Origin of the sequence: Hyalangium ruber (assembly GCF_034259325.1) — a bacterium.
GTDB lineage: Bacteria > Myxococcota > Myxococcia > Myxococcales > Myxococcaceae > Hyalangium_A > Hyalangium_A rubrum.
In genome coordinates this window covers 399,666-422,715 of the sequence record NZ_JAXIVS010000005.1, presented here as the reverse complement: position 1 = coordinate 422,715, position 23,050 = coordinate 399,666, and the positions used below count along the sequence as shown (strand labels likewise).

The window sequence follows — 23,050 nt, the reverse complement described above, 5'->3', positions numbered from 1 at the left end:
TCAGTTCACCTTCACGGTGATGGGAGCCGAGGTCGTCACGTTGCCCGCCGCGTCGTAGGACTTGACCGTCAGGGTGTGGTTTCCCTTGGTCACGGAGAGCAGGCCCCAGCTGAAGCTGTAGGGGGCCGAGGTGTCGGTGCCGAGGACCTTGGTCCCGTCGTAGAAGACCACCTGGGTGACGCCCCGGTTGTCGCTGGCGCTGGCCTGGATGGTGGCGCTCAGGAAGAGCGAGGCCCCATTGGCCGGCGAGGTGATGGCCGCGGTTGGGGCGGCGTTGTCCACGGTGACGAGGGTGCCGATCCACTCGGTGAGGTTGCCAGCCGTGTCATAGGCCTTGGTCGTCAGCGTGAAGCTGGTGTTGGCGGCGGTCGTGGTGTCCCAGGTGATGGCGTAGGGGGCGGTGGTGCTCGTGCCGAGCAATGTCTCGCCCGCGTAGAACTCGACCCGGGCCATCTCCAGGTTGTCGCTGGCGGTGGCGCTGAGCAGGGCGGAGCCTCGGAGCACGGCGTTGTTCGCCGGCGTGGCGAGGACCGCTTCCGTCGGCGCCGTGTTGTCGATGAGCACCTGCGCCCCCGAGGAGGTGCGGGCGTTGCCGGCACGGTCATAGGCCGTCGCCGTGAACGTGTGGGTGCCGTCCGCCACCAGCGTCGTGTTCCAGCTCATCTGGTAGGGCGTGCTGTAGACGGTGCCGAAGTGGACTCCGTTGATGGCGAACTCGACGCGCGCCAGCGCCACGGTGTCGCTGGCGGTGGCCTCGACCACGATGGTGCCTCGAAGCTTCGTTCCCGGCGCGGGGGAGAGGAGCGCCACCTCCGGCGGGGTTCTGTCCACGTTCACCGGGACCGCGGCGGAGGTCGTGACGTGGCCGATGCCGTCGTAGGCCTTCGCGGTGAGGGAATGAGGCCCTTCGGCCCAGCCGAGGCTGTCCCAGCTCGCGTGGTAGGGCCAGCTGGTGTCGGTGCCGATCAGCGCTCCGTCCACGTAGAACTCGACCCGCGTCACCCCGAGAGGATCGCTGGCGCTGGCGCCGAGCAGGACCCCTCCCCGAATCTGGGCGTTCCGCACCGGCTCGGTGAGGGAGACCGTCGGCGCGACGTTGTCGATCGTCACCGACGCCGTGGAGGAAGTGCGAACATTGCCGGCTCCGTCGTAGGCCCGCACCGAGAGCTGGCGCGAGCCTTCCGGCATGCTCAGCGTGCTCCAGAGCAGCGTGTAGGGCGCGGTGAAGGCCGTGCCGAGCAGCGTGCTGGCGGCGTAGAACTCGACCCGAGCCACCCCCAGGTTGTCGCTGGCGCTGGCCTCGAGCAGCACCGTGCCTCCGATGAGCGCGCCCTGCGTGGGGCTCGTGAGCGCCACGGTCGGCAGGGTGTTGTCGATGATCACCCCGACCGCGGTGGAGAACCCCACGCGTTCCCCCGCGTCGTAGGCCTTCGCGGTGAGCGTGTGGGCACCGTCCGCCAGGGTCGCGCTGTTCCAGCTCGCCTCGTAGGGCGCGCTGGTGTCGGTGCCGATCAGCGTCCCGTCCAGGAAGAACTCCACCCGGTTCACCCCGAGGTTGTCGGTGGCCGTCGCCGTCACCGAGACGGTGCCCTTCACCAGGGTGTTGCTGGCGGGCGCGGTAATGGCCACCACGGGGCTCGACTCCACCGCGAAGACCAGGTCGTCATGGTCATCCTGGGCGCCGGTGCTGCACGCCGAGCTGCTGTTGCCGCCCACGCGGAACTGGGCCCGCACCGCCTGGAGGATGCCGGCCGGCAGCATGTACTCCGTGGAGAGCACCTGGGGTCCCGTCGTGCTCGGCATCAGCGTGGTCAGGTACGTCCACGCGGGCGTGTTCGCGTCGCTGGCGTAGAACAGGTCGAGCGCGTCCATGGCGGTGTCGTGGGCGGTGACGTGGACCTCCACCCGGACGGGCTTTCCCTCCTCGAACGGGGCGCCATCGACGGAGGACAACTTGATGCGCCGGATCTGCTGCATGGCGGGGTAGAGCGTCCCGTCGGCACAGCTGGAGCGGATCGTGTTGGGCGGGGAGGGCTCCTGGTAGGCGCGGCCCTTCACCAGGGTCGTGGTGTCGCAGATGCTGCTCGGCAGGGAGCAGCGGGACACCGCGAGCGCAGCGTCTCGCGTGGCGCTGCCGGGCTGGGACACTGTCACGGGCAGGTAGATTCTCGCGCTCGCGTTGTTCGTCGCGTCATAGGCATGGGCGTACAGCGAGACGGTCCCGTTCTGCCATTCGGTGGTGTCCCACTCCGTGCCGTAGGGCGCCGTCGTGTCGCTCGCCAGCAGCGTCCCTCCTTCCAAGTAGAAGTCGACCCGGGTCACCCCTTCGTTGTCCGTGGCCTCCGCCTGGATCAACACCCGGCCCGACACGGTCGCCCAGCGGGCCGGGGAGGTGAAGGTCAGGGTGGGCGCAGCGTTGTCGATCACCACGCTCACCTCGGACGAGGTGCGGACGTTGTCGTAGATGTCCGTGGCCCGAACGCTGATCAGGTGACCGCCGTTGGCCACCGTCTGGGTGTCCCAGGGGAAAAGGGAGTAGGGCGCCACGGTGTCGGTGGCGAGCAGGGCGCCGTCCAGCAGGAACTCCACCTTGCTCACTCCGGAGGCATCCGTGACGTTGGCCTCGAGCGATGTCATCCCGCGAAGCCGGGAGCCCTCCGTGGGCGATGTGAGCGACACGGTGGGCGGGGTGAGTTCGGGCAGCGCGGTCACCTCCACCGGCGGCGCGAACCCCACGTTGCCGGCCGCGTCGTAGGCCCGGGCGCTCAGGATGCGCTGGTGAGGTCCGCCGAACCGCGTGGGCCAGTCATAGCTGTAGGGCGCGGTGGTGTCGGAGAAGAGCATCCGCTCACCGTCATAGAACTCGACGCGGGTGACCCCGAGGTTGTCCGTGGCCTCCGCGGCCAGTGCCACCGTCTCTCCAATTCGGGCACCTGGGACAGGCGCGGTGAGGAAGACCTCTGGTGGCGTCAAATCGTTGTCCGCGATCACGGTCACCGGCAGCGAGGTCATCCGGTTCCCGGCCAGATCGAAGGCCATGGCCGTCAGCGTACGAGGGCCGTTGGCGCCCTGCCGGCTCTGCCACGTCACGCTGTACGGAGGCTCGGTGTCGGTGCCGATCAGCGACTCGCCGTCATAGAAGTCCACCGACACCACGCCGAAGTTGTCGCTCGCCTGGGCCGTCACCGTGAGGGTCTCGGTCACCGTCGCGCCGAAGGCGGGAGAGGTGATCGCCACCATCGGAGGCTCGGCGTCCGTCTCCTGGCCGACCGGGAAGGCCACGTCATCGCGATCCGTGAACAGGCCATAGTCGCAGGGCTTGGGGGGCAGTCCACCGATGCGGTAGACGGCGCGCACGGCTTGCAGACTGCCCACGGGCAGAACGTACTCCGCCGAGAGCCGCTGGACCGTCTTGTCGGGGGCGGTGGGCGTGACGCTGGTGATGTACTTCCAGTTGGGCTGGGCCGCGTTCGACGTGTAGTACAGGTCCAGGACGTCGATCTGGGTGCTGAAGATGAACACGTCGACGTCGATCCGGACCTTCTTTCCCTCCGCCAGGGCGGTGCCGTCCTCCCGGATCACCCGGACCCGCTCGACGGACTCGTCGAAACGGTAGCGGCCCCAGTAGCCGTCGTAGCAAGTGTCCAGGGTGTTGGGCGTGTTGAGCTCGGGGCCCAGGTGGCCGCGGCCTCGGACCTGGTTCTGGGTGTCGCAGCGATCCTCCACGGAGTCGCACCGCGGCACCCTCAAGCTCGGGTCGAAGCGGGTATTGCCCGCGTTGTTCACCTCCACGATGACGTGCGCGCTCGTCCCCTGGTTGCCTCGGCCGTCATCCGCGACGGTGTACAGCCGGTGGAGGCCGTTGAAGACCGTGGCCGAGTCCCAGACCAGCCTGTACGGCGCCGTCGTGGCGGTGCCGACCCGTTCGTCGTCCACGTAGAAGTCCACCTTCGCCACCTGCCGGTCATCGCTCGCGTCCGCCTCGATGGAGACCGTGCCGCTCAAGAGCACCCCGTTCACCGGCGAGGTGATGGAGGTCTGGGGCGGGAAGAAGTCGTTGTCCACGTGGACGGTGACCGTGCGCTCCAAGGTGTTGCCCATGGCGTCCTGGGCGATGGCGGTGATGACGTACATCCCGTTGGACACCGTGCGGGTGTCCCAGCCGATGCTGAAATACTCATACGAGCCCAATGAGTGGCCGATAGGGGCGCCGTTGGCGTAGAAGTCGACGCGCGTCACGCCCCGGTTGTCGCTGGCCCTGACCTGGATCCCGATCTGGCGGCGCACGAACGAGCCGTCCACGGGCACGTCGAACACCATCTGCGGCGGCGTGTGGTCATTGTTGATGAGGACGTTGACCGCCGTGGAGACGGCGACGTTGCCCGCCACGTCATACGCCCGGGCCGTGAGGACGTGGGCACCGTTGGGCACCGGCCAGGTGTCCCAGTTCATGGCGTAGGGCGCGCGGGTGGCGGTGCCGACCCGGGTAGCGCCGTCGTAGAACTCCACGCGCTGCACGCCGAAGTTGTCGCTCGCCGTCAGGGAGACCGGGACGAGGCCCTCCAGCGTCGCGCCCTCGGCCGGAGCGGTGAGCTCCACGCTCGGCAGGGTGGTGTCCTGCTCCACGCCCACCGGGAAGACGAGATCGTCATGGTCGTTGAAGGGCCCCGGGACACAGGCCGTGCCGTTGCCGGCCCCCGAGCGGTACACGCCCCGGATCGCCTGCCGCGTACCCGAGGGGAGCAGGTACGTGGTGGAGAGGACCTGAGCGCCGACGGCCGTGGGCGTCAGGGTGTCGAGGAGGGTCCAGGTGGGGTTGCTCGCGTCCGGCGCGGCGTAGAGGTCCAGGGCCTCCTGGGCGAAGTGGAGGCTCGCGTGGACCGTGGCTTGGATCACCACCTCCTTGCCCACCGCGAGCCGGGTGCCATCGCTTCGAGAGACGACGAGGCGCTCCAGGGAGGGGCTTTCGCGGTACACGCCCGCCGTCCCATCCGTGCAGGCGCCCTCACCCCCGGCCAGCGTGTTGGGTGCGTTGCGCTCGGGGCCGAGGTTCGCTCGCCCCGCGAGCAGTCCTCCCGAGTCGCAGCGGCCGTTGTAGGCCAGGTGGGTGCAGGCGGGGGCTCCCAGCGTGGGGTCGAACGTGGGGTTCTGGGCGTTCGCGATCGTCACGTTCACGGGCGCGCTCACCCCCACGTTGCAGTTGGCGTCGTAGGCCCGGGCGGTGATCACCTCGGGGCCGTTGCTGAAGAGGGCGCTGTCCAGGGACTGCAGATAGCGGCCGGAGTAGAGGTATCCGGGGCCGAGCGAGCGGTTGCCGACGAAGAACTCCACCTTCACGACGCCGGTGTCGTCCGTCGCGTTGGCGAACAGATAAGACCCACCGCTCAGGATCGCTCCCTGGGTGGGCGCGGTGAGGGTGATCTGCGGCGGAGTCTGGTCCGTGCCTGTGCAGCTCCGCGCGTACAGGAGCCGGTTCGGAGAGTAGTAGGCGTTGGTGATCTTGTCGGGCGTCGTCTGGCGGATGAGCTCGGCGGAGACCTGCTCCGCGGAGGACAGCGGATGGCCCTCCAGGAAGAGCGCGGCCACACCCGCCACATGCGCGCTCGCCGCCGAGGTGCCGCTGAGGGTGTTCGTGCTGGTGTCGGTGGTGTGCCAGGCCGAGGGGATGTTGCTGCCCGGGGCGTAGAGGGCCACGCAGGGGCCGTAGTTGGAGAAGGAGGCCCGGGTATCCGTGCTGTCGGTCGCCCCGACGGCCGTGACCAGGTTGGCGCTGGCGGGAGACCGGTGGCACGCGTAGGCGTTCTCGTTGCCGGCCGCGGCCGCGTAGAAGACGCCGGCCTGGATGGACGCGGTAATCGCGGCGTTCAGCGCATCCGATCTGTCGACGGAGAGGCTCAGGGTCGCCACCGCCGGCTTCACGTGGTGGGCGTTGACCCAGTCGATGCCGGCGATGACCTGGGAGACGAGGCCCGTGCCCGTACAGTCCATGACGCGCACCGAGTGCAGGGTGACGTCTTTGGCCACGCCATAGGTGGCCCCGCCGAGGATTCCGGCCACGTGGGTGCCATGGCCGTTGCAGTCGTTCGAGCCGTTGCCGTCGTTGACGGTGGTGAAGCCCTCGAGGGCACGCCCGCCGAACTCCGTGTGAGTCAGGCGGATGCCGGTGTCGATGACGTAGGCATGCACGCCGCTGCCGGTGGAGGCGTACGTGAACGTCTGGTCCAGGGGCAGGTCCCGCTGGTCGATGCGGTCCAGGCCCCAGGGGGCGCTGCTCTGGGTGCCGGCCAGGGAGACCTCGGCATCCTCTTCCACGTAGAGCACGCGCGGGTCGTTGCTGAGCTGAAGGGCGGCGGCCTCGGACATGGAGGCGGCGAAGCCGTGGAGCGCCCGGGAGTAGACGCGCTGCACGGAGGCTCCGTGGAGGGAGGAGAGCTGGCGGGCGAGCAGCTCCGCCCCCTGAGCCTGGAGCTGGGCCTTCTCGTCCAGGACGACGATGTAGCGGCCGGGCACCGCCTTCTCGCTCTTCAGCAAGCGGCTGCCGGCGACGAAGGCCTTCTGCGTCTTCGTCGCGGCTTCGGGGGTGGACTCCCCCGGGGGGAGTTCGCAGGAAGCGAGGACGAGGCTCGTCGCGAGCAGTGTCACCAGGAACCGCATGGTTCTCCCCCTTGGGGTTGAAGCCCGTTTCCTGGTTAATTGAAGAAATACGGGGTGGCTGGATCCTCCCGCGTGCGAAAAGCGTCAGTTCACCTTCACTGTAATGGGGGCCGAGGTCGTCACGTTGCCCGCCGCGTCATAGGCCTTGGCGGTCAGGGTGTGGTTGCCCTTGGTCACGGAGAGCAGGCCCCAGCTGAAGCTGTAAGGGGCCGAGGTGTCGGTGCCGAGGACCTTGGTCCCGTCATAGAAGACCACCTGGGTGATGCCCGTGTTGTCGCTGGCGCTGACCTGGATGGTGGCGCTCAGGAAGAGCGAGGCCCCATTGGCCGGCGAGGTGATGGCCACGGTGGGCGCGAGGTTGTCCACGGTGACGTAGTACGCCGGGGCGGACAGGCTGTAGTTCCCAGCCCGGTCATAGACCTTCGTCCTGAGCTCGATGCTGTAGTTGGCCTCGGTCGTCGTGTTCCAGCTCACGGAGTAGGGCGCGGAGGTGGCCGTCCCTACCAACCGCTCGCCCGCGTAGAACTCGACCCGGTCCACCGCCTGGTTGTCGGTGGCGGTGGCGGTGAACTGGACGGTTCCTCCGACCCGGGCGCTCTGCGTCGGCGAGGTGATCGCCGTCGTCGGCAGGGTGTTGTCGACGATCACCGCCACCCCGGCGGAGGTCGTCACGTTGCCCAGGCTGTCATACGCCTTCACCGTGAGCGTATGGGCGCCGTCCGCCACGCCCTGGGTGTCCCAGAGGTGCATGGAGCTCGTGGAGCTGTACGTACCCAGCAGCGTGGCGTCGACGTAGTACTCGATCTTCGAGACACCGTGAGTGTCGCTGGCGCTGGCGCTGAGCATGAGGCCCTTGCGGAGGTGAGCATCTGGCGCCGGAGCGGTGAGGGCCGTCGTCGGCCCGGTGTTGTCGACGGTCACTCCCACCGAGACGGAGGTGCGGACGTTTCCCGCGATGTCATAGGCCTTCACCGAGAGCGTGTGGGCGCCGTCCGCCGCGCTCGCGGTGTTCCAGCTCAGCGCGTAGGGCGAGGCGGTGTCCGTGCCGATCAGCGTCGCGCCATCGTAGAACTCGACCCGCGCCACGCCCTGGGCGTCGCTGGCGGTGGCCGTGAGCTGGGCGCTCCCTCGGAGGAGGGCACCCTGCGCGGGCGCGGTGAGCGTCGCGGTCGGCGGGGTGTTGTCGGTGTACACCACGACCGAGGCGGAGGTGCCGACGCGCCCCCCGGCGTCGTACGCCTTCGCGGTGAGCGTGTGGGCGCCGTTCGCCATGTTCGTGCTGTTCCAGTTCTGCTGGTAGGGCGCGCCGACGTCCGAGCCGATCAGGATCCCGTCCACGTAGAACTCGACGCGCCGCACCTCGTAGTTGTCGGCGGCGGTCGCGGTCACCGCGACGGTGCCCTGCACCTGCGCGTTGTGGGCGGGCGAGGTGATCGACACCGTCGGATCCGAGTCCACCAGGAAGGCCAGGTCGTCATGGTCGTCCCGAGCGCCCGTGCTGCACGCCGAGCTGGCGTCGCCGCCCACGCGGAACTGGGCGCGCACCGCCTGGAGGAAGCCTGCGGGCAGCACGTACTCGGCGGCGAGCACCTGGGTCCCCGTCGCGCTCGGTACCAGCGTGGCCAGGTGCGTCCACGAGGGGGTGTTCGCGTTGGAGGTGTAGAACAGGTCGAGCGCGTCCGTGGCGGTGTTGACGGCGTTGACGTGGACCTCGACCCGGACGCGCTGGCCCTGCGCGAAGGTCGAGCCCGTGGTGGAGTACACCTTGATCCGGTGGATCTTCTCCGACTCGGGCAGCTCCGCTCCGTCGGCGCAGCTCCCGTGGAGCGTGTTGGGCGCGTTGGACTCCGAGCCGTCGCGGCCCTTCACGAGCAGCAGGGTGTCGCAGAGGCGCTCGGTCGAGGCACACGTCGGCACGCGGAGCACGGGGTCGAACACGGCGCTCGTGGGCTGGCTCGTGTTCACCGTGAGCTCGGGGCTCACGGCCATGTGGCCCAGCCCGTCATAGGCCCGGGCGTACAGGGTGTGGCTCCCGTTGACCCACCCCGCGCTGTCCCAGGTCACGCTGTAGGGAGCGCTCGTGTCGCTCGCCAGCAGCGCCCCATCCACGAAGAAGTCCACCCGGGTGACGCCCGTGGTGTCCGTGGCCTCCGCCGCGAGGGAGACCACACCCACGAGGGTGGTCCCGCTGGCCGGGGAGGTGAGGGCCACGCTCGGGGGCAGGTTGTCCACCTTCACGCTCACCCCCGGCGACGTCGCGGCGTTGCCGTGGATGTCGGTGGCACGCGCGGTCAGCGTGTGGTTGCCGATCGTCGCGGTCAGCGTGTTCCAGGTGAAGCTGTAGGGGGCGGAGGTGGAGGTCCCCACCATCTGGCCGTCGATCAGGAACTCCACCCGCTGCACCCCGAACTCGTCCGTGGCGTTGGCGGAGATCGTCACCGTCCCGGCGACCGCCGCACTGGCGGTGGGCGAGGTGATCGACACCGCCGGGGGCGTGGTGTCGCGCACGACGAGCACCGCCACCTCCTCTGAGATCCCCACGTTGCCCGCTGCGTCGTAGGCCCGGGCGGTCAGCACGTGCGTGCCGCTCCATTCGGACCGCGTGTCCCAGGAGTAGCGGTACGGCGCGGAGGGGAGGGTCACGAGCAGCCGGGTGCCGCTGTAGAGTTCGACGCGGGTGACCGCCCGATCGTCCGTGGCGTTCACGGTGAGTTCCACCGTGCCAGGGATGAGGGTGCCCGGGGCGGGGGAGGTGATGGCGACCGTCGGCACCACCAGGTCGTTGTCCACCACCACCGTTACGGGCTGCGAGAGCGCCATGTTTCCGGCCAGGTCTCGGGCGCGCGCGATCAGCGTGTGGCTGCCACTGGGGCCGCTCCGGGTGGCCCAGCTCAGGCTGAACGGGGCCGAGGTATCCGTGCCCAGCAGCGTCTGCCCGTCATAGAAGTCCACGGCCACCACTCCGAAGTTGTCGCTCGCCACCGCCGTCACGGCGACCGTTCCGCTCACCGTCGCCTGCGGGGCGGGAGCGGTGAGGGCGACCTGAGGGGGGAGGGTGTCCGGTTCCTGGCCGACCGGGAAGACCACGTCGTCGCGATCGTTCCACGAGCCATCCGCCGGCTCCGTGCCGCAGGGCACGCCCGTCGGGGACAGGAACAGGCCGAACTTCGCGCGCACGGCCTGCAGGCCTCCGGCGGGCAGGATGTACTCCGCCGAGAGCGTCTGCGCGCCCGGGGTCGTCAGCTTGATGCTGGTGATGTGGGTCCACGCGGGCTGGGTCGCATTCGCCGCCGAGAACAGCTCCAGGTACTGGTAGCGCCACGCGTCGTAGGTGGAGTGCACGTCCACCTCGATTCGAACCCGCTTCCCCTCGGCCATGGGCGTGCCGTCCTCGCGGAGTACCCGGATCCGCTGGATGGCCTCGCCCAGGTCGGTGCGTGTGCCGTCGATGCACCCGTCCAGGGTGTTGGGCGCGTACCGCTCGGGGCCCGCGGGCCCGCGTCCCTTGACCAGCGTCAGGGTGTCGCAGCGGTCCTTCACGGTGTCGCACCGTGGCGCCTTCAAGCCCGGGTCGTAGCGCACGTTGCCCGGGTTGTTCGTCTGGACCGTGACGGGCGCGCTTTCCGTCGAGTAGCCCGCCGTGTCATAGGCCCGGCTCGTCAGCGTGTGGCTGCCGGTGAACATGGCCGCCGTGTCCCAGGACACCGCGTACGGCGCCGTCGTGTCGAACCCGACGGGCTCGCCATCCACATAGAACTCCACGCGCACGATCTGCCGGTTGTCGCTCGCGCTCGCCTCGATGGAGACCGTGCCGCTCAGACTCGCTCCGCTGGTCGGCGCGGTGATCGCCGTCGCGGGCGGGATCAGATCATTCTCCAGCACCACGTGTACCAGGGCCTCGGGCGAGACGTTGCCGGCCGAGTCATGGGCGATCGCCTGGAGGACATACGGGCCGTCGGGCGAGGAGCGGGCATTCCAGGCCACCCGGTACGGCGGGGCGTTCGCGCTCCCGATGTGGCGGAAGGCCACGTTGCCGCCCGTATCGCGCGCCACATAGAAGTCCACATTCACCAGCCCGCGATCATCGCTGGCGTTGACCTCGAGGGAGACGGTCTCGCCCACGGTCGCGCCCTCCACGGGCGTGAGGAACGCCACCTGCGGCGGCACGAAGTCGTTGTCGACGAGGACGTTGAGGGGAGTAGAGAGGGCGATGTTGCCGGCCACGTCATACGCCCGCGCCGTGAGGGTGTGGGGGCCGTTGGCCACCGCCCGGCTGTTCCAGTACAGCGAATAGGGCGAGCGGGTCACCGTGCCGATCAGGGCTGCGCCGTCGTAGAACTCCACACGTTGCACGCCGAAGTTGTCGCTCGCCTCCGCCTTGAAGGGGTAGTAGCCCCGCACGATGGCGCCCTCGGAGGGGATGGTGAGCGCCACACTCGGGGGCAGGGAGTCCGGCTCCAGGGCCACCTCGAAGACCAGGTCGTCATGGTCATTCAGGGAGCCCGGCATGCAAGGCGAGAGGTTCTCGCCGAGGCGGCGGTACACACCTCGGAGGACCTGCCGCGAGCCGGCGGGGAGCACGTACGAGGTCGACAGGACCTGGAGTCCGCTCTTGCTCGGCCACTCCGTCTTCACGAGCGTCCAGCTGGGGCTGCTCGCGTCGGGCGCGGCGTAGAAGTCCAGCACTTCGGCCCAGTAGTTCGTGCTCGCGCGGACCGTGGCCTGGAGCGTCACCTCCTTGCCCACCGCGAGCGCGGTGCCATCGCTCCGGGAGACGGAGAGCCGCTCCAGCGAGGCGCTGGTGCCATAGGTGCCGTCCGTTCCATCCGCGCACGCGCCGCCCACGGTGTTGGGGGCGTGGGGCTCGGGGCCGAGGTTCGCCCGTCCCACCAGCAGCTCCCCCGAGTCACAGGTGGGGCCCACGCTGGCGCAGGCGGGCGCTCCCAGCGTCGGATCGAACGTCGCGTTTCCGGTGCTCTCGGCGGACACCTGCGCGGACAGGCTCCGCTCCAGGGCTTTCGACTCCGACGCGTCGTCGTCCGAGGGCAGCTCGCAGGCAGCGAGCACGAGTCCTACCGCGAGCAATGGCACCAGCGTTCGCATGCGTTCCCCCAGGGAGGCGTAACCTGTTTTCTGGTGTATTGAAGAAATCCCGGCTGACTGGATCGTCCAGGGTGCGGAAAGGGGCCGCCTTCGGGGGCGAGCCCGCGAAGGCCCCAGGCTGGGAAGCCGAGGGCCCACGGTGTGTAGGCCGCGCTCGGCGACGTTCATGCACTCCACGCTGGGAGGCCCCGCGGGTCGCTGGCTCCTGCCCTCGCGGTCGGGCTCACTTTCGAGGGCCCAGCACCTTCGCACGCGGCATGTGCGTTGCTCGAGGCGTCGCTCCGGGAGCGATGGCCGCTCCCTGGGGATGTCCTGGGTAACGGAAGCGAGGTCTCGGATGCGTCAGTGGAAAGCAGGCCTGGTGACGGCGGTGATGGCGGGCGTGGTGGGCTTCGGTTGTGGCGTGGGGCTGGAGGAGGAGGAGGAGGCCACTTCGGGGGCGACGGCGCACTATGTGGAGCAGCTCTCGGGCAGTGGCCCCAACCAGTGCGGCAAGCGCATCTGCTTCGACCCCATCGTGCGCGACAAGAACATCACCCACATCTTCCTCGACTTCGGCAACTGCCCCGTGAAGGACTTCCGCGTGTTCCTCACCACGGAGCACTTCGGCACGGTGGAGGTGGACAAGATCAAGTCGAAGGGCGGCCCGTGCAAGGAGCTCGACGCGGACTACCACTTCGAGGTGCCGGGCCCCGACAAGAAGGCCAAGGTCTGCATCGTCTTCAAGGACTACGTCACCGATGACGTGCGCATCGGCGCGAAGTCCGCGGACGAATGCCGGTACGAGGGGACGAACGGCCTGCAGTCCTTCAAGAAGGACGACTGCCGGAAGTGCCCGAAGAACGACCACCCGAAGTGAGGGAGGCGTCCAGGTCGGAGGTGACGAGGGCGGGCGAAGGTGCCGCCCTCGTCGGCTCCTCGGCTCGTTAGCAGTAAAGCTAGGAAATCTAGTGATAAAGGAGTTTCGAAAGTCTGGGTGTCTTGAAGCCGGCATCCCCTCTGTTCCTTTGGGCCCGCCGGTAGCACGTTCACGAAGTGCGAATGCCCAAATCTCCGGGTTCGGGGCTCGTTCGGGTGCGTGGAGCCCGCGAGCACAACCTCAAGAACGTGGACGTCGAGATCCCCCGGGATGCGTTGGTCGTCTTCACGGGGGTCTCTGGCTCGGGCAAATCCTCACTGGCCTTCGGCACGCTCTACGCGGAGGCACAGCGGCGCTACTTCGAGTCCGTGGCCCCGTACGCACGGCGGCTGATCGATCAGGCAGGGGTCCCCGAGGTCGACGCCATCGACGGGTTGCCCCCGGCGGTGGCGCTCCAGCAGCACCGAGGCGCGCCCACGTCCCGCTCGTCCGTGGGCAGTGTGACGACGATCGCCAACTCGCTGCGCCTGCTGTACTCGCGCGCCGGCACGTATCCGCCCCACCAGCCGCACCTCGACTCCGACGCCTTCTCGCCCAACACCCCCGCCGGGGCCTGCCCCCACTGCCATGGGCTGGGCCGCGTCTATGAGGTGACCGAGCGCTCCATGGTGCCGGATGACTCCCTGACCATCCGCGAGCGGGCCATCGCCGCCTGGCCACCCGCGTGGCATGGCCAGAACCTGCGCGACATCCTGGTGACGCTCGGCTACGACGTGGACCGCCCCTGGCGCGATCTGCCCAAGAAGGATCGCGACTGGATCCTCTTCACGGACGAGCAGCCCACCGTCCCCGTGTACGCGGGCTTCACCCCGGCCGAGACGCGGCAGGCGCTCAAGCGCAAGGAGCCTCCCAGCTACATGGGGACCTTCACGGGTGCCCGGCGCTACGTGCTGCAGACCTTCGCCACGACCCAGAGCGCGCTGATGAAGAAGCGCGTGTCGCAGTACATGGTGAGCGGAGAGTGCTCCCTGTGCCAGGGCAAGCGCCTGCGCCGTGAATCCCTGTCCGTCACCTTCGCGGGTCTGGACATCGGCGAGCTGGCCCGGCTGCCGATGAAGCGGGTGGCAGACATCCTCCGCCCCGCCGCGGACGGGACGGCCCCCGGGGCGGCGAAGCTGGTGCGGGAGCACCCGGAGAAGGCGCTGGTGACGCAGCGGATCGCCAAGGATCTGCTGGCGCGCATCCAGGTCCTGACCGAGCTTGGGCTGGGCTACCTCTCCCTGGAGCGCAGCACTCCGACGCTCTCACCCGGAGAGCTCCAGCGGTTGCGGCTCGCCACCCAGGTGCGCTCCAACCTGTTCGGCGTGGTGTACGTGCTCGACGAGCCCTCCGCGGGGCTCCACCCGGCCGACACAGAGGCCCTGCTGAAGGCGCTCGACCAGTTGAAGGAGTCGGGGAACTCGCTGTTCGTGGTGGAGCATGAGGTGGATGTGATCCGCCACGCCGACTGGATCGTCGACGTGGGGCCGGCCGCGGGCGAGAAGGGGGGGCGGGTGCTCTACAGCGGGCCGCTGGAGGGGCTCGAGGACGTGGAGGCGTCCCAGACGCGGCGCTACCTTTTCGGGGCCCAGTCCGTGCGGCGTCGCAATCCCCGCTCGCCCAAGGGCTGGCTCCGCCTCGAGGGCGTCACCCGCAACAACCTGCACCAGCTCGATGTCGACTTCCCATTGGGCGTGTTCACCTCGGTGACGGGCGTCTCCGGTTCGGGGAAGTCGAGCCTGGTGAGTCAGGTGCTCGTGGAGCTGGTCGCCGAGCAGCTCGGCCACGAGCTGCCCACCGAGGAAGAGGAGGGCGAGGAGCTGGAGCGCACCGTCGTACTCACCACGGGTGGGCGCATCGTCTCTGGGATGGAGGGCATCAAGCGGCTGGTGCGCGTCGATCAGAAGCCGATCGGGCGCACACCGCGCTCCAACCTGGCCACCTATACGGGCCTCTTCGACAACGTCCGTAAGCTCTTCGCCGCCACGCCGGCCGCGCGCTCCCGCCGCTTCGACGTCGGGCGCTTCTCGTTCAACGTGGCCAAGGGGCGCTGCGAGACGTGCGAGGGCGAGGGCTTCGTGAGCGTCGAGCTGCTCTTCCTGCCCAGCGTCTACGCGCCGTGTCCCACGTGCCATGGCGCCCGCTACAACGCCAAGACGCTGGAGATTCAGTACCGGGGCAAGAACATCGCCGAGGTGCTGGGGATGACGGTCGACGCGGCCCATGCGTTCTTCGCCGAGGAGCCACAGGTGTCGCGCTCGCTGAGCGTCTTGCGCGAGGTGGGCCTGGGCTATCTGCGCCTGGGCCAGCCCGCCACCGAGCTCTCCGGCGGTGAGGCCCAGCGCATCAAGCTCGCCACCGAGCTGCAGCGGATGCAGCGCGGCAACACGCTCTACGTCCTGGACGAGCCCACCACGGGCCTGCACCCCGCGGACGTGGACAAGCTCATGGCTCAGCTCGAGGGGCTGGTCGACGCGGGCAACACCGTCATCCTCGTCGAGCACGACATGCGCGTCGTCGCCGCGAGCGACTGGGTTATCGACATCGGCCCGGGCGCGGGAGAGGAGGGCGGTCGGGTGGTGGCGGCCGGAACGCCCGCCAAGGTCGCCACCTCGAAGGCGAGTCGCACGGCGTCCTTTCTGACCCGGCTCGTGACCTGAACCTTTCGGCCAGGCTGCCGGCCGGCCCGAGATGACGCCTGCCCCTGTCCTCCCTCGCGCGCTGGCAGGGGGGCCAGGAGGAAGAACCCGTGGGGCACTGTTGTGTCTATGGGAGCGGACTCCCGACAGCGGGGCCACGGGATGAGCGAGACGCGGCAGCGGATGTCGAAGCAGTCGATGGAGCGGCTGCTGCGCTTGCAGGGGGTGACGAGCGGGCTGTCGCAGGCGCTGACGCCGGAGCAGGTGACCCGGATCATCGTCGACCAGGCCGGGCCCACGCTGGATGCCACCGAGTGGGTCTTCTACCTCTTCAAGGAGCCTGGGGTGCTGCGGCTCGCCGGGCGGTCAGGTCTGCACGAGATGGACCTCGATCCCTGGCACAACGTGTCGGTGAACGCGCCTGTCCCGGTCGCGGAGGTGGTCCGCCAGGGCGAGCCGGTCTGGGTGGAGTCGGTGGAGATCCTGCGGCAGCGCTACCCCATCCTGGATGGGGTGCGGTTGCACCCACCGCGCGCCCTGGCCTTCGTGCCGCTGCAGGCGGAGTCCAAGATGTTGGGCGTGCTGGCGCTGGGCTTCGCTCGGGAGCAGGGCTTCTCGGAGGAGGACAAGGACTTCGCCCTCCTCGTCGCCACGCAGTGCGCACAGGCGCTGGAGCGCGCCCACCTGTATGCGAAGGAGCGCGAGCTGCGCGAGGTGGCGGAGCGGGCGCGGGCCGAGGCCGAGGCGCAACGCCGCTTGCTGGAACTCGAGCACCGACGGCTCCAGGCCGTGCTTCAGCAGATGCCCCAGGGCGTCCTCCTCGTCGAGGCCCCGAGTGGCAGGTTGCTGATGACCAATGCCCATGCGGAGCCGCTCCTGCGAGGGGTCCTCTCTCGGGCCCGGACCCAGCAGGAGCCCCTGTGCCTGGCTGGGGGATGCATGGAAGGGAGGAGCGGTCGGCCGAAAGAGGGGCCCCTGGTGCGCGCGCTCACCCGTGGTGAGGTGGTGCGCGATGAGATCATGGACGTGCCGCGCGAAGGCGGAGGCCGCGTCACCCTGGAGGTGAGCGCCGGGCCGGTACGCGATGCGGAGGGGCGGGTGACGGCCGCCGTGGCCGTCCTGGAGGACATCACCGAGCGCCTGCGCATGGAGCAAGCCATCCGCGAGGGCGAGGCCGTGTTCCGCCGCTTCATGGAGACCGACCTGATGGGGCTGTCCTTCTGCGACCAGAAGGGCGTCATCCTCGAGGCCAACAGGGCCTTCCTCAAGCTCACCGGCCACCAGCGCAAGGAGCTGGGGAGCTTGCGCTGGGGGGAGCTGGTGGCTCCCGAGAAGAAGGAGATCGGCGCACGGGCGCTGCGTGAGTTGTGGGATCGCGGAGTGACCACTGTCTTCGAGCTCGTGCTGCTGCGTGGGGATGGCACGCGGGTGCCGGTGATGACGGGCTCGGCGCGGGTGGAGGAGCTGGACCGCGTGCTCACCTTCGTGCTGGACCTGTCCGACCTCAAGCACGCGGAAGGGGCGCTGCGCTTCCTGGCCACCGCCAGCCACGTGCTGGGGCAGTCGCTGGAGGTCTCGGACGCCACGCTCCAGGAGGTGGCGCGCCTGGCGAGCCGCTCGGTGGCCTCGTGGTGCATCATCGATCTGGCGACGCCCGAGGGGTTGCTGCGCCGTGCGGCCGTGGCCCACCAGGGCCCGGAGCAGGAGGCGCGGCTGCGCGAGGCGTGGCCCTTGCCCGCGGTACACGACTCCGGGGGCCCGCTGCTGGAGACCCTGCACTCGGGCAAGCCGCTGCTCTTCCCGGACTTCAGCCCGGAGACGTGGCGGTATCTGGTCCCGGGGGCCTCGCCCGCGCGGGTGCAGGGGACGGCGATGGCCTGCTCGGTGTTGGTGGTGCCCATGCGGTTGCACGATCGGGCGCTGGGCCTCGTCACGATGGGCTCTTGCAGGCCACAGCGGCGCTTCGGCACCGAGGACATCTCGCTGGGACAGGAGCTGACGCATCGCGTGGCCTCCTCATTGGAGAGCGCGCGGCTCTTCCTGGAGTCCCAGCGGGCGGTGCGCTTGCGCGACGAGTTCCTGGCGGTGGCCTCACACGAGCTGAAGACGCCGCTCACGCCGCTGCGGCTCCAGTTCCAGGGCCTGCGACGGGTGGTCGAGTCGAAGGTGGGGGAGCCCGTGTCCCCCGAGCGCGTCCTTCGGGCCGTGCATGGCTGCGAGTCCCAGGTACGCAAGCTGGCGGGGCTGGTGAACGACTTGCTGGACGTGGCGAGGCTGGCGCAGGGCCGGCTCCCGCTTCACCTGGAGGTGGTGGATCTGGTGGAGGTGACGCGAGAGCTCCTCGAGCAGTTCTCCACCGAGTTCGGGCGCGCGGGCTGTCGGGTGGAGTTCGAGGCGGGGGCCCCCGTGCTGGGCTTCTGGGATCGGCTGCGGCTGGAGCAGGTGGCAACGAACCTGCTGACCAATGCGCTCAAGTACGGGGCTGGCCGGCCCATCCGCGTGCGGGTCTGGCAGGAGAGAGGCGTGGCGTGGCTGTCGGTGCGGGACGAGGGCATTGGCATCGCGCCGGAGCATCGCTCGCGCATCTTCGGAAAGTTCGAGCGCGCCGTCTCCGAGCGCCACTATGGCGGGCTCGGGCTCGGGCTCCACATCACCCAGCAGATCGTCGGCGCGCTGGGGGGCTCCATCCAGGTGGAGAGCGAGCCGGGCCACGGCTCCACGTTCACCGTGGCCCTTGCGTCCGGCGAGCAAGACACGATCGCGCAGTCCTGAGCCCCTGCGCTACGGCGCGCGGGGAGGGGACTTGGGCGCGAACCACTTGCGCAGGACCTGCGGCGAGGCCGAGCGGTAGATGTTGTCGTGGCGCAGATCCGGCCGGGGCTCGAACTGCCACTTCAGCCCGGCTGGCGCGCTCGCGCGGAGCGTCTCCGCCAGGCGCTCGGCGGCGGGGACGATGTTGTCCTCGTCGGCGGACGACAGGTACAGCGCGTTGCGCAGCTCCTTCCGGGCCGCGAGGCGCTCGCTGGCCTTGCGCACCAGCTCCTCACCGTTCCACCAGAGGCTCGGGCTCAGGGCGATATAGGTGTCGAATAGCTTCGGCTGCAGGAAGAAGGTCTCGACGATGAACAGGCCGGCGAGGGACTCGCCGATGATCGCCGTCTCGTCCGCCACGCGGTACCGGCGGCGCACCTGCGGCATCAGCTCGTCGCGGATGAAGCCCCGGAACGCGGCCGAGCCGCCGACGCGCGGGGCGATCTTCTTGTCCTCGTCCACCTCGGTCGGGCCGGTCATGTCGCGGCGCCGCTCGGTGTTCTCGATGCCGACCACGATCAGCGGCCGCATCTCTCCGGCCTTGATCGCGGTGTCGACGGTGGTGGCGACGTGCGGGAAGTCCTCCTTCTCGCCTCCGTCCGGCATGTAGAGCACCGGGTAGCGCGCGGCGCCCTTCGCGTCGTAGCCCGGCGGCGTGTAGACGTTGATGCGCCGGGTCTCCTTGAGCGTCGCGGACTCGAGGGTGAACGACTGGTGCGGTGGCATCGGCTCGGTGTCGGCTGCGGCGCTCTCCGCCGAGCCGAGGGTGAGCGCGGCGAACAGGAACAGGCTGGCCAGCTTCATCGAGGGTCTCTCTCCTTGGCGCGCTCCGAGCGCGCGGCGGCGAGAGTGTAGCCGTTGTGCGCCGGGCGACCCAGCACCGCGCCCGATTGCAAGAGCACGCCGGTGAACGGCGAGTAAATGCAACTTGATTGCTTTTATAGTTCTGTGGCATTTGATCGGGCACTCCTCGAGCCGGAGTGCGGCCACCTGACGGCACAGGTGCGCCCAGGAGGGTCCATGAGCAGAATTGTCTTGGGAGTGGGAGGTACCGGCCTGCTGGTGGCGGGTGTGTTGGCGCTCTGGTTGCGCCAGCCGGTGGAGCTTCCCGCCGATGATGAGTTCACGACGGAGTCCTTCACCACCGAGCCTCGGCGGGAGTTCAGCTCATCCCCGGTCGTGGTCAGGACTCCGCCCCCTCTTGAGGCGCGTCCCGCCTCCCCGCCACCCGCCAGCCTTCGTTCTGCTCCTGTCGCTCCTCCGGAGCCTCTCCCCAGGGAGGAGGAGGTCACCCAGGCGACCCGACTTCGCTCCCGCATCGTCCTGGCATTGCGCGGCCAGCACCCGACGCCGTTGGCGCGTAGGGATGCCGTTCTCTCCGAATTCCTCTCCTCGGGTGTGAGCCAGGAGCCCTGGACCCAGGAAGCCCGCGCGGCCCTGGAGCACTGGCGCGAGCAGATCGCCGCCTCCGTGCTGCCCGTCCGTGCCGAGCCCTCTGTCTGCTACGCCGCCGGCTGCCTGGAGCGGGTGACGTTTCCGGACCCCGAGTCCTTCGCGGAGGCGCAGCGGCGCGTGCCTCAGCTCGCGCTCGGAAGCGTGGGGCCGCACATGCAACTGCCCCCCGAGCATCTGCCCTCCGGCGAGGTGGTCGTGTCCTGGGCGGTGCTGCGCCCGGAGCCGCTCTGAGTCCACGCGCCCTTCATTTGTCCCCGTCGTCCCTCAACCCAAAGGAGTGTCACCATGAAGATGGAGTCGATGTTCAAGAAGACCCTGCTCGCGGTCAGCCTGCCGCTGCTGCTCACCGCTTGCGGTCAAACGATGGAAGCCCCCGACGAGCTGACGCAGGTCGAGGTGCAGGAAGAGCCGCTCGTCGAGGCGATGTCGACGTGCGAGGGACCGGACGAGGAGGTCGTCGAGCACGCGTGCTACCACGGTGACTTCGGCCCGTTCACCGCCGTCACGGCGGCCCCGCTCGGCGGCACCACGCTCCCCAACGTCAACCTGCCGCATACGGCCTACAACATCACCCTGCCGACCCACTCCCTCTACTCCTACGCCGGTTCCGTGACGTACCGGCCCGCGGAGTCTGGCGAGTACGCCTTCCTGCTGTCCCGCCAGCGCGGGCTGAAGATCTACGACGGGAACACCCTCGTCTCGAAGGAGTGCTCGTACGCCATCGACGAGACGGCCTGCGGCAGCCTCCGCCGGATGGTGACGGCGGACCTGGAGGAGGGAAAGGTCTACCGCCTCGAGTTCAAGGCCGTGCTGCGGCGTAACTCCGCCTTCACGCTCGTCATCGAAGAGGCGGGCGCGCACGACCACGAGGAGTAGCTCCCGCGCGCGCTGAGTGCAGTTCAACCACGTTTGACCGAGGGCTCTCGGTCGGGTCGAGACACATGCGATTGCTCAACCGTTTCATCGTCCCGGCCGCGAGCCTGGCGGTTCTCATGGGCTGTGGTGGCTCACAGCCCCCGTTGTCCGAGGAACTTCCTCAACAGCAGGTGGATCCCTGCGCTCCTGAGGGTCACATCCACCGCGAGCCTGAAGGAGATTGGTGTCACTGCGATCGCGGCTACATGGCTCCCGAGGAGCAACTGGCGTGCGTGGTGGACCCCCACTACACGCCTCGCGAGGGCTTCGACTTCGGGGATGACGGCGACCACGCCTGCTGGCACGTGGACAATGGCCCCTACGCCACGGTGACAGCCTCGGAGAGTCGCAGGCCGCGCGCTGACGCCTTTCACACGCTCTATACGTTGAACCTGCGCCCGGTGGACGGCCAGTACACCGGCACCTTCCAGTTCAAGGCCTTTGGCACCGGGGACTTCATCGTCTACTTGAGCCAGAACGTCCCCTTCGCCGTGCGCGAGGGGGAGCGGGTGGTCGCCTCCGTCGCGGAGAAGCCCACCACGGCCTGCTCCGGACTCCAGCACATGGTGGGCCTGGAGCTGACCGAGAGCGTCATCTACACCTTCACGCTCGGGCCCACCTCGCTGCCGCAGCTCCAGATGGTCACCGAGTACTTTCCGTGACGCGCTTGAGAGCCACGGCTTTCGCGCATCGCTCGTAGCTGCCTCACCGCAGTACCCCGTGGAGGGCGGCGGCGCTCATGGCGAGCGCCGCGCTCTCTCGGTTCACCCAAAAGGACATGACATGAAGATGACGATGCGCAACCTCGGAGGGGCCTTGCTGGGCCTCGCCCTGGCGGCTTGTGGCCCCACCGAGCTGACGGAGGAGACGCAGGCGCTACCGCTGCAGGAGCAGGGGCTGTTGGAGGCCGGCTGCACGGCCCTGGGCCCCGTGCCCGTGAGCCACGCGTGCGGGCACCTCATCAGTGGGCCCTATGCCTCGGCGACGGCGAGCGCCTCCAGCACGGACCCCAGCATGCAGAGCATCAACTCCACGCACACGGCCTACACCGTGACGCTGCCGGGCTCGGGGAGTTCCTACACCGGAACGGTGAAGTTCGTGCCGAGCCGGACCAGCTCGGCGTGGGCCTTCTTCGTCTCCGCGAACATCACCGTGGTGCTGAAGGACGCCTCCGGTAACACGGTGACGCCCGCCTTCTCGCCGCAGAGCATCAGCCAGACGGGCTGCGGCCTGAGCCAGGTGGTGGTCTACAACAACCTCACCAAGGATGCCGTCTACAAGCTGACCCTGGGCCCTTCGACCACGAGCACGGTGCAGGTCATTCCGGAGCGCGTGGAGGACAGCCGCGTCTACTACTTCCAGGACGCGGACAGTGACGGCTACGGCAACACCAACGTGTACACGCTGACCGCTTGCACGCCGCCGGCGGGGTACGTGCTCGACGACACCGACTGCAACGATGCCAACGCGGCCGTCCACACGGGCTGCTAGCCCGACGACGCACTCGCGCCGCTGGCTTTCCTCCGGGGCGTCCCTCGATGCAGGGGCGCCCCGGTTCTTCTCTCTGACGCTTCTCTTCCCGAGGTCCTGGAATGCGCCGTCTGTCCATCGCCGTCCTGCTCGTCACCGCTTGCGTGCTTCCGCTCACCCCTGGCTGCGCGGGCGATGAGGTTGTCCCCCAACTGCCCTTGGAGCCCTCGCCGGATGGCGGCAGCCCGGATGGAGGAGGGCCCGGCGGAACACCGGACGCGGGGCCGGGCGACACCACCGCGCCGGGCGTGGTCTCCGCCAACCCCGCGGAGGGCACCACGGGGCTCTACCCGGTCGAGGTGTACTACCGCACCACCGGGCAGGGAGGCCTGTCCCAGCGCAAGGTCTTCACCGTTCAGTTCACCGAGCCCATGGACACCTCCATCACCCAGGCCTCGCTGTTCAACCTGACGGATCCATCTCTCGAACCTCGCCTGATGGAGGGCACCTGGTCCACGGACGGGCAGACGTTGACGCTCCTCCTGCTTCAGCCCGAGGAGGGCGGCCCCGTGCTCGAAGAGGAGAACGCCTACGCCGTGGATCTGAAGGGCTTCAAGGATCTGGCAGGCAATCTCCTCGACGCGACGCACGCGGGGCTGGGAGATGGCCGGCTCGATTTCAAGACGGGCCCTACCGACCACCTGCTCAACCATGCCTGCGGGCACACCCTGGTCGATACCGTCATCCCCGTGGAGGCTTCCGCGACGCCCACCGGCACGGTGCCTCGCACGGATCAGACCCACAAGTACTATGAGGTGACGGTGCCGATGGGGGAGGGGACCTACTCCGGCTACACGCGCCTGCGCCTGGTACCCGAGACCCCCTACATCCTCTTCCTCGACCAGGACGTCTCCGTGGCCCTCAGCAGCACGGTGGATGGCACGCCTGTCGAGGCCCAGCTGGAGGCAGCGTCTCCGGCGTGCCCGGGTATCACCCACCGCGTCCGCTTCACTTCGCCGGATGCCCCCGAGCTTCGTGTTCGCTTCACCACGCCGGGCTCGAAGCTCCGGCTCCTCCTCGAGGAATCCATCTGAACGCCGGCACC

General features: G+C 69.1%; 11 protein-coding genes. 8 read left to right on the top strand and 3 right to left on the bottom strand.

Annotation, left to right across the window (positions count from 1 at the left end; all coding sequences use genetic code 11):
- Nucleotides 1–6,654: an Ig-like domain-containing protein gene (locus SYV04_RS17285; RefSeq protein ID WP_321546900.1), complete on the bottom strand. Its 6,654-nt coding sequence runs from the start codon at nt 6,652–6,654 to the stop codon at nt 1–3.
- 84 nt (nt 6,655–6,738) lie between these two features.
- The gene (locus SYV04_RS17280) at nt 6,739–11,757 is read right to left on the bottom strand and encodes an Ig-like domain-containing protein (protein ID WP_321546899.1); all 5,019 of its coding nucleotides are present in this window, start codon (nt 11,755–11,757) and stop codon (nt 6,739–6,741) included.
- 337 nt (nt 11,758–12,094) lie between these two features.
- On the opposite strand from SYV04_RS17280, the gene SYV04_RS17275 reads away from it, so the two are divergent.
- The 3 genes from SYV04_RS17275 (at nt 12,095) to SYV04_RS17265 (ending at nt 18,066) form a co-directional block, all read left to right on the top strand.
- Nucleotides 12,095–12,616: a hypothetical protein gene (locus tag SYV04_RS17275; RefSeq protein WP_321546898.1), complete on the top strand. Its 522-nt coding sequence runs from the start codon at nt 12,095–12,097 to the stop codon at nt 12,614–12,616.
- Nucleotides 12,617–12,798: 182 nt separating this feature from the next.
- Nucleotides 12,799–15,315, top strand: coding sequence for an excinuclease ABC subunit UvrA (gene uvrA / locus SYV04_RS17270; protein ID WP_321546897.1), 2,517 nt, complete (start codon nt 12,799–12,801; stop codon nt 15,313–15,315).
- A 141-nt stretch (nt 15,316–15,456) separates the two neighbouring features.
- Nucleotides 15,457–18,066, top strand: coding sequence for a sensor histidine kinase (locus SYV04_RS17265; RefSeq protein WP_321546896.1), 2,610 nt, complete (start codon nt 15,457–15,459; stop codon nt 18,064–18,066).
- Nucleotides 18,067–18,075: 9 nt separating this feature from the next.
- Here SYV04_RS17265 and SYV04_RS17260 read toward each other — a convergent pair whose 3' ends face one another.
- Entirely contained in the window at nt 18,076–18,909 is an 834-nt protein-coding gene (locus tag SYV04_RS17260; RefSeq protein ID WP_321546895.1) for an alpha/beta hydrolase, read from the bottom strand.
- Nucleotides 18,910–19,125: 216 nt separating this feature from the next.
- Here SYV04_RS17260 and SYV04_RS17255 point away from each other — a divergent pair, with 216 nt between their 5' ends.
- The 5 genes from SYV04_RS17255 (at nt 19,126) to SYV04_RS17235 (ending at nt 23,039) form a co-directional block, all read left to right on the top strand.
- The gene (locus tag SYV04_RS17255) at nt 19,126–19,791 is read left to right on the top strand and encodes a hypothetical protein (RefSeq protein WP_321546894.1); all 666 of its coding nucleotides are present in this window, start codon (nt 19,126–19,128) and stop codon (nt 19,789–19,791) included.
- A gap of 54 nt (nt 19,792–19,845) precedes the next feature.
- Nucleotides 19,846–20,436, top strand: a complete 591-nt coding sequence (locus SYV04_RS17250; RefSeq protein ID WP_321546893.1) for a hypothetical protein — start codon at nt 19,846–19,848, stop codon at nt 20,434–20,436.
- 65 nt (nt 20,437–20,501) lie between these two features.
- Nucleotides 20,502–21,137, top strand: coding sequence for a hypothetical protein (locus SYV04_RS17245; protein WP_321546892.1), 636 nt, complete (start codon nt 20,502–20,504; stop codon nt 21,135–21,137).
- 121 nt (nt 21,138–21,258) lie between these two features.
- On the top strand, nt 21,259–21,966 hold the full coding sequence (locus SYV04_RS17240; RefSeq protein ID WP_321546891.1) for a hypothetical protein: 708 nt from the start codon (nt 21,259–21,261) through the stop codon (nt 21,964–21,966).
- 101 nt (nt 21,967–22,067) lie between these two features.
- Nucleotides 22,068–23,039 carry an Ig-like domain-containing domain gene (locus tag SYV04_RS17235; RefSeq protein ID WP_321546890.1) on the top strand — a complete coding sequence of 324 codons (972 nt, stop codon included), beginning with the start codon at nt 22,068–22,070 and terminating at the stop codon, nt 23,037–23,039.
- Nucleotides 23,040–23,050: the final 11 nt, after the last annotated feature.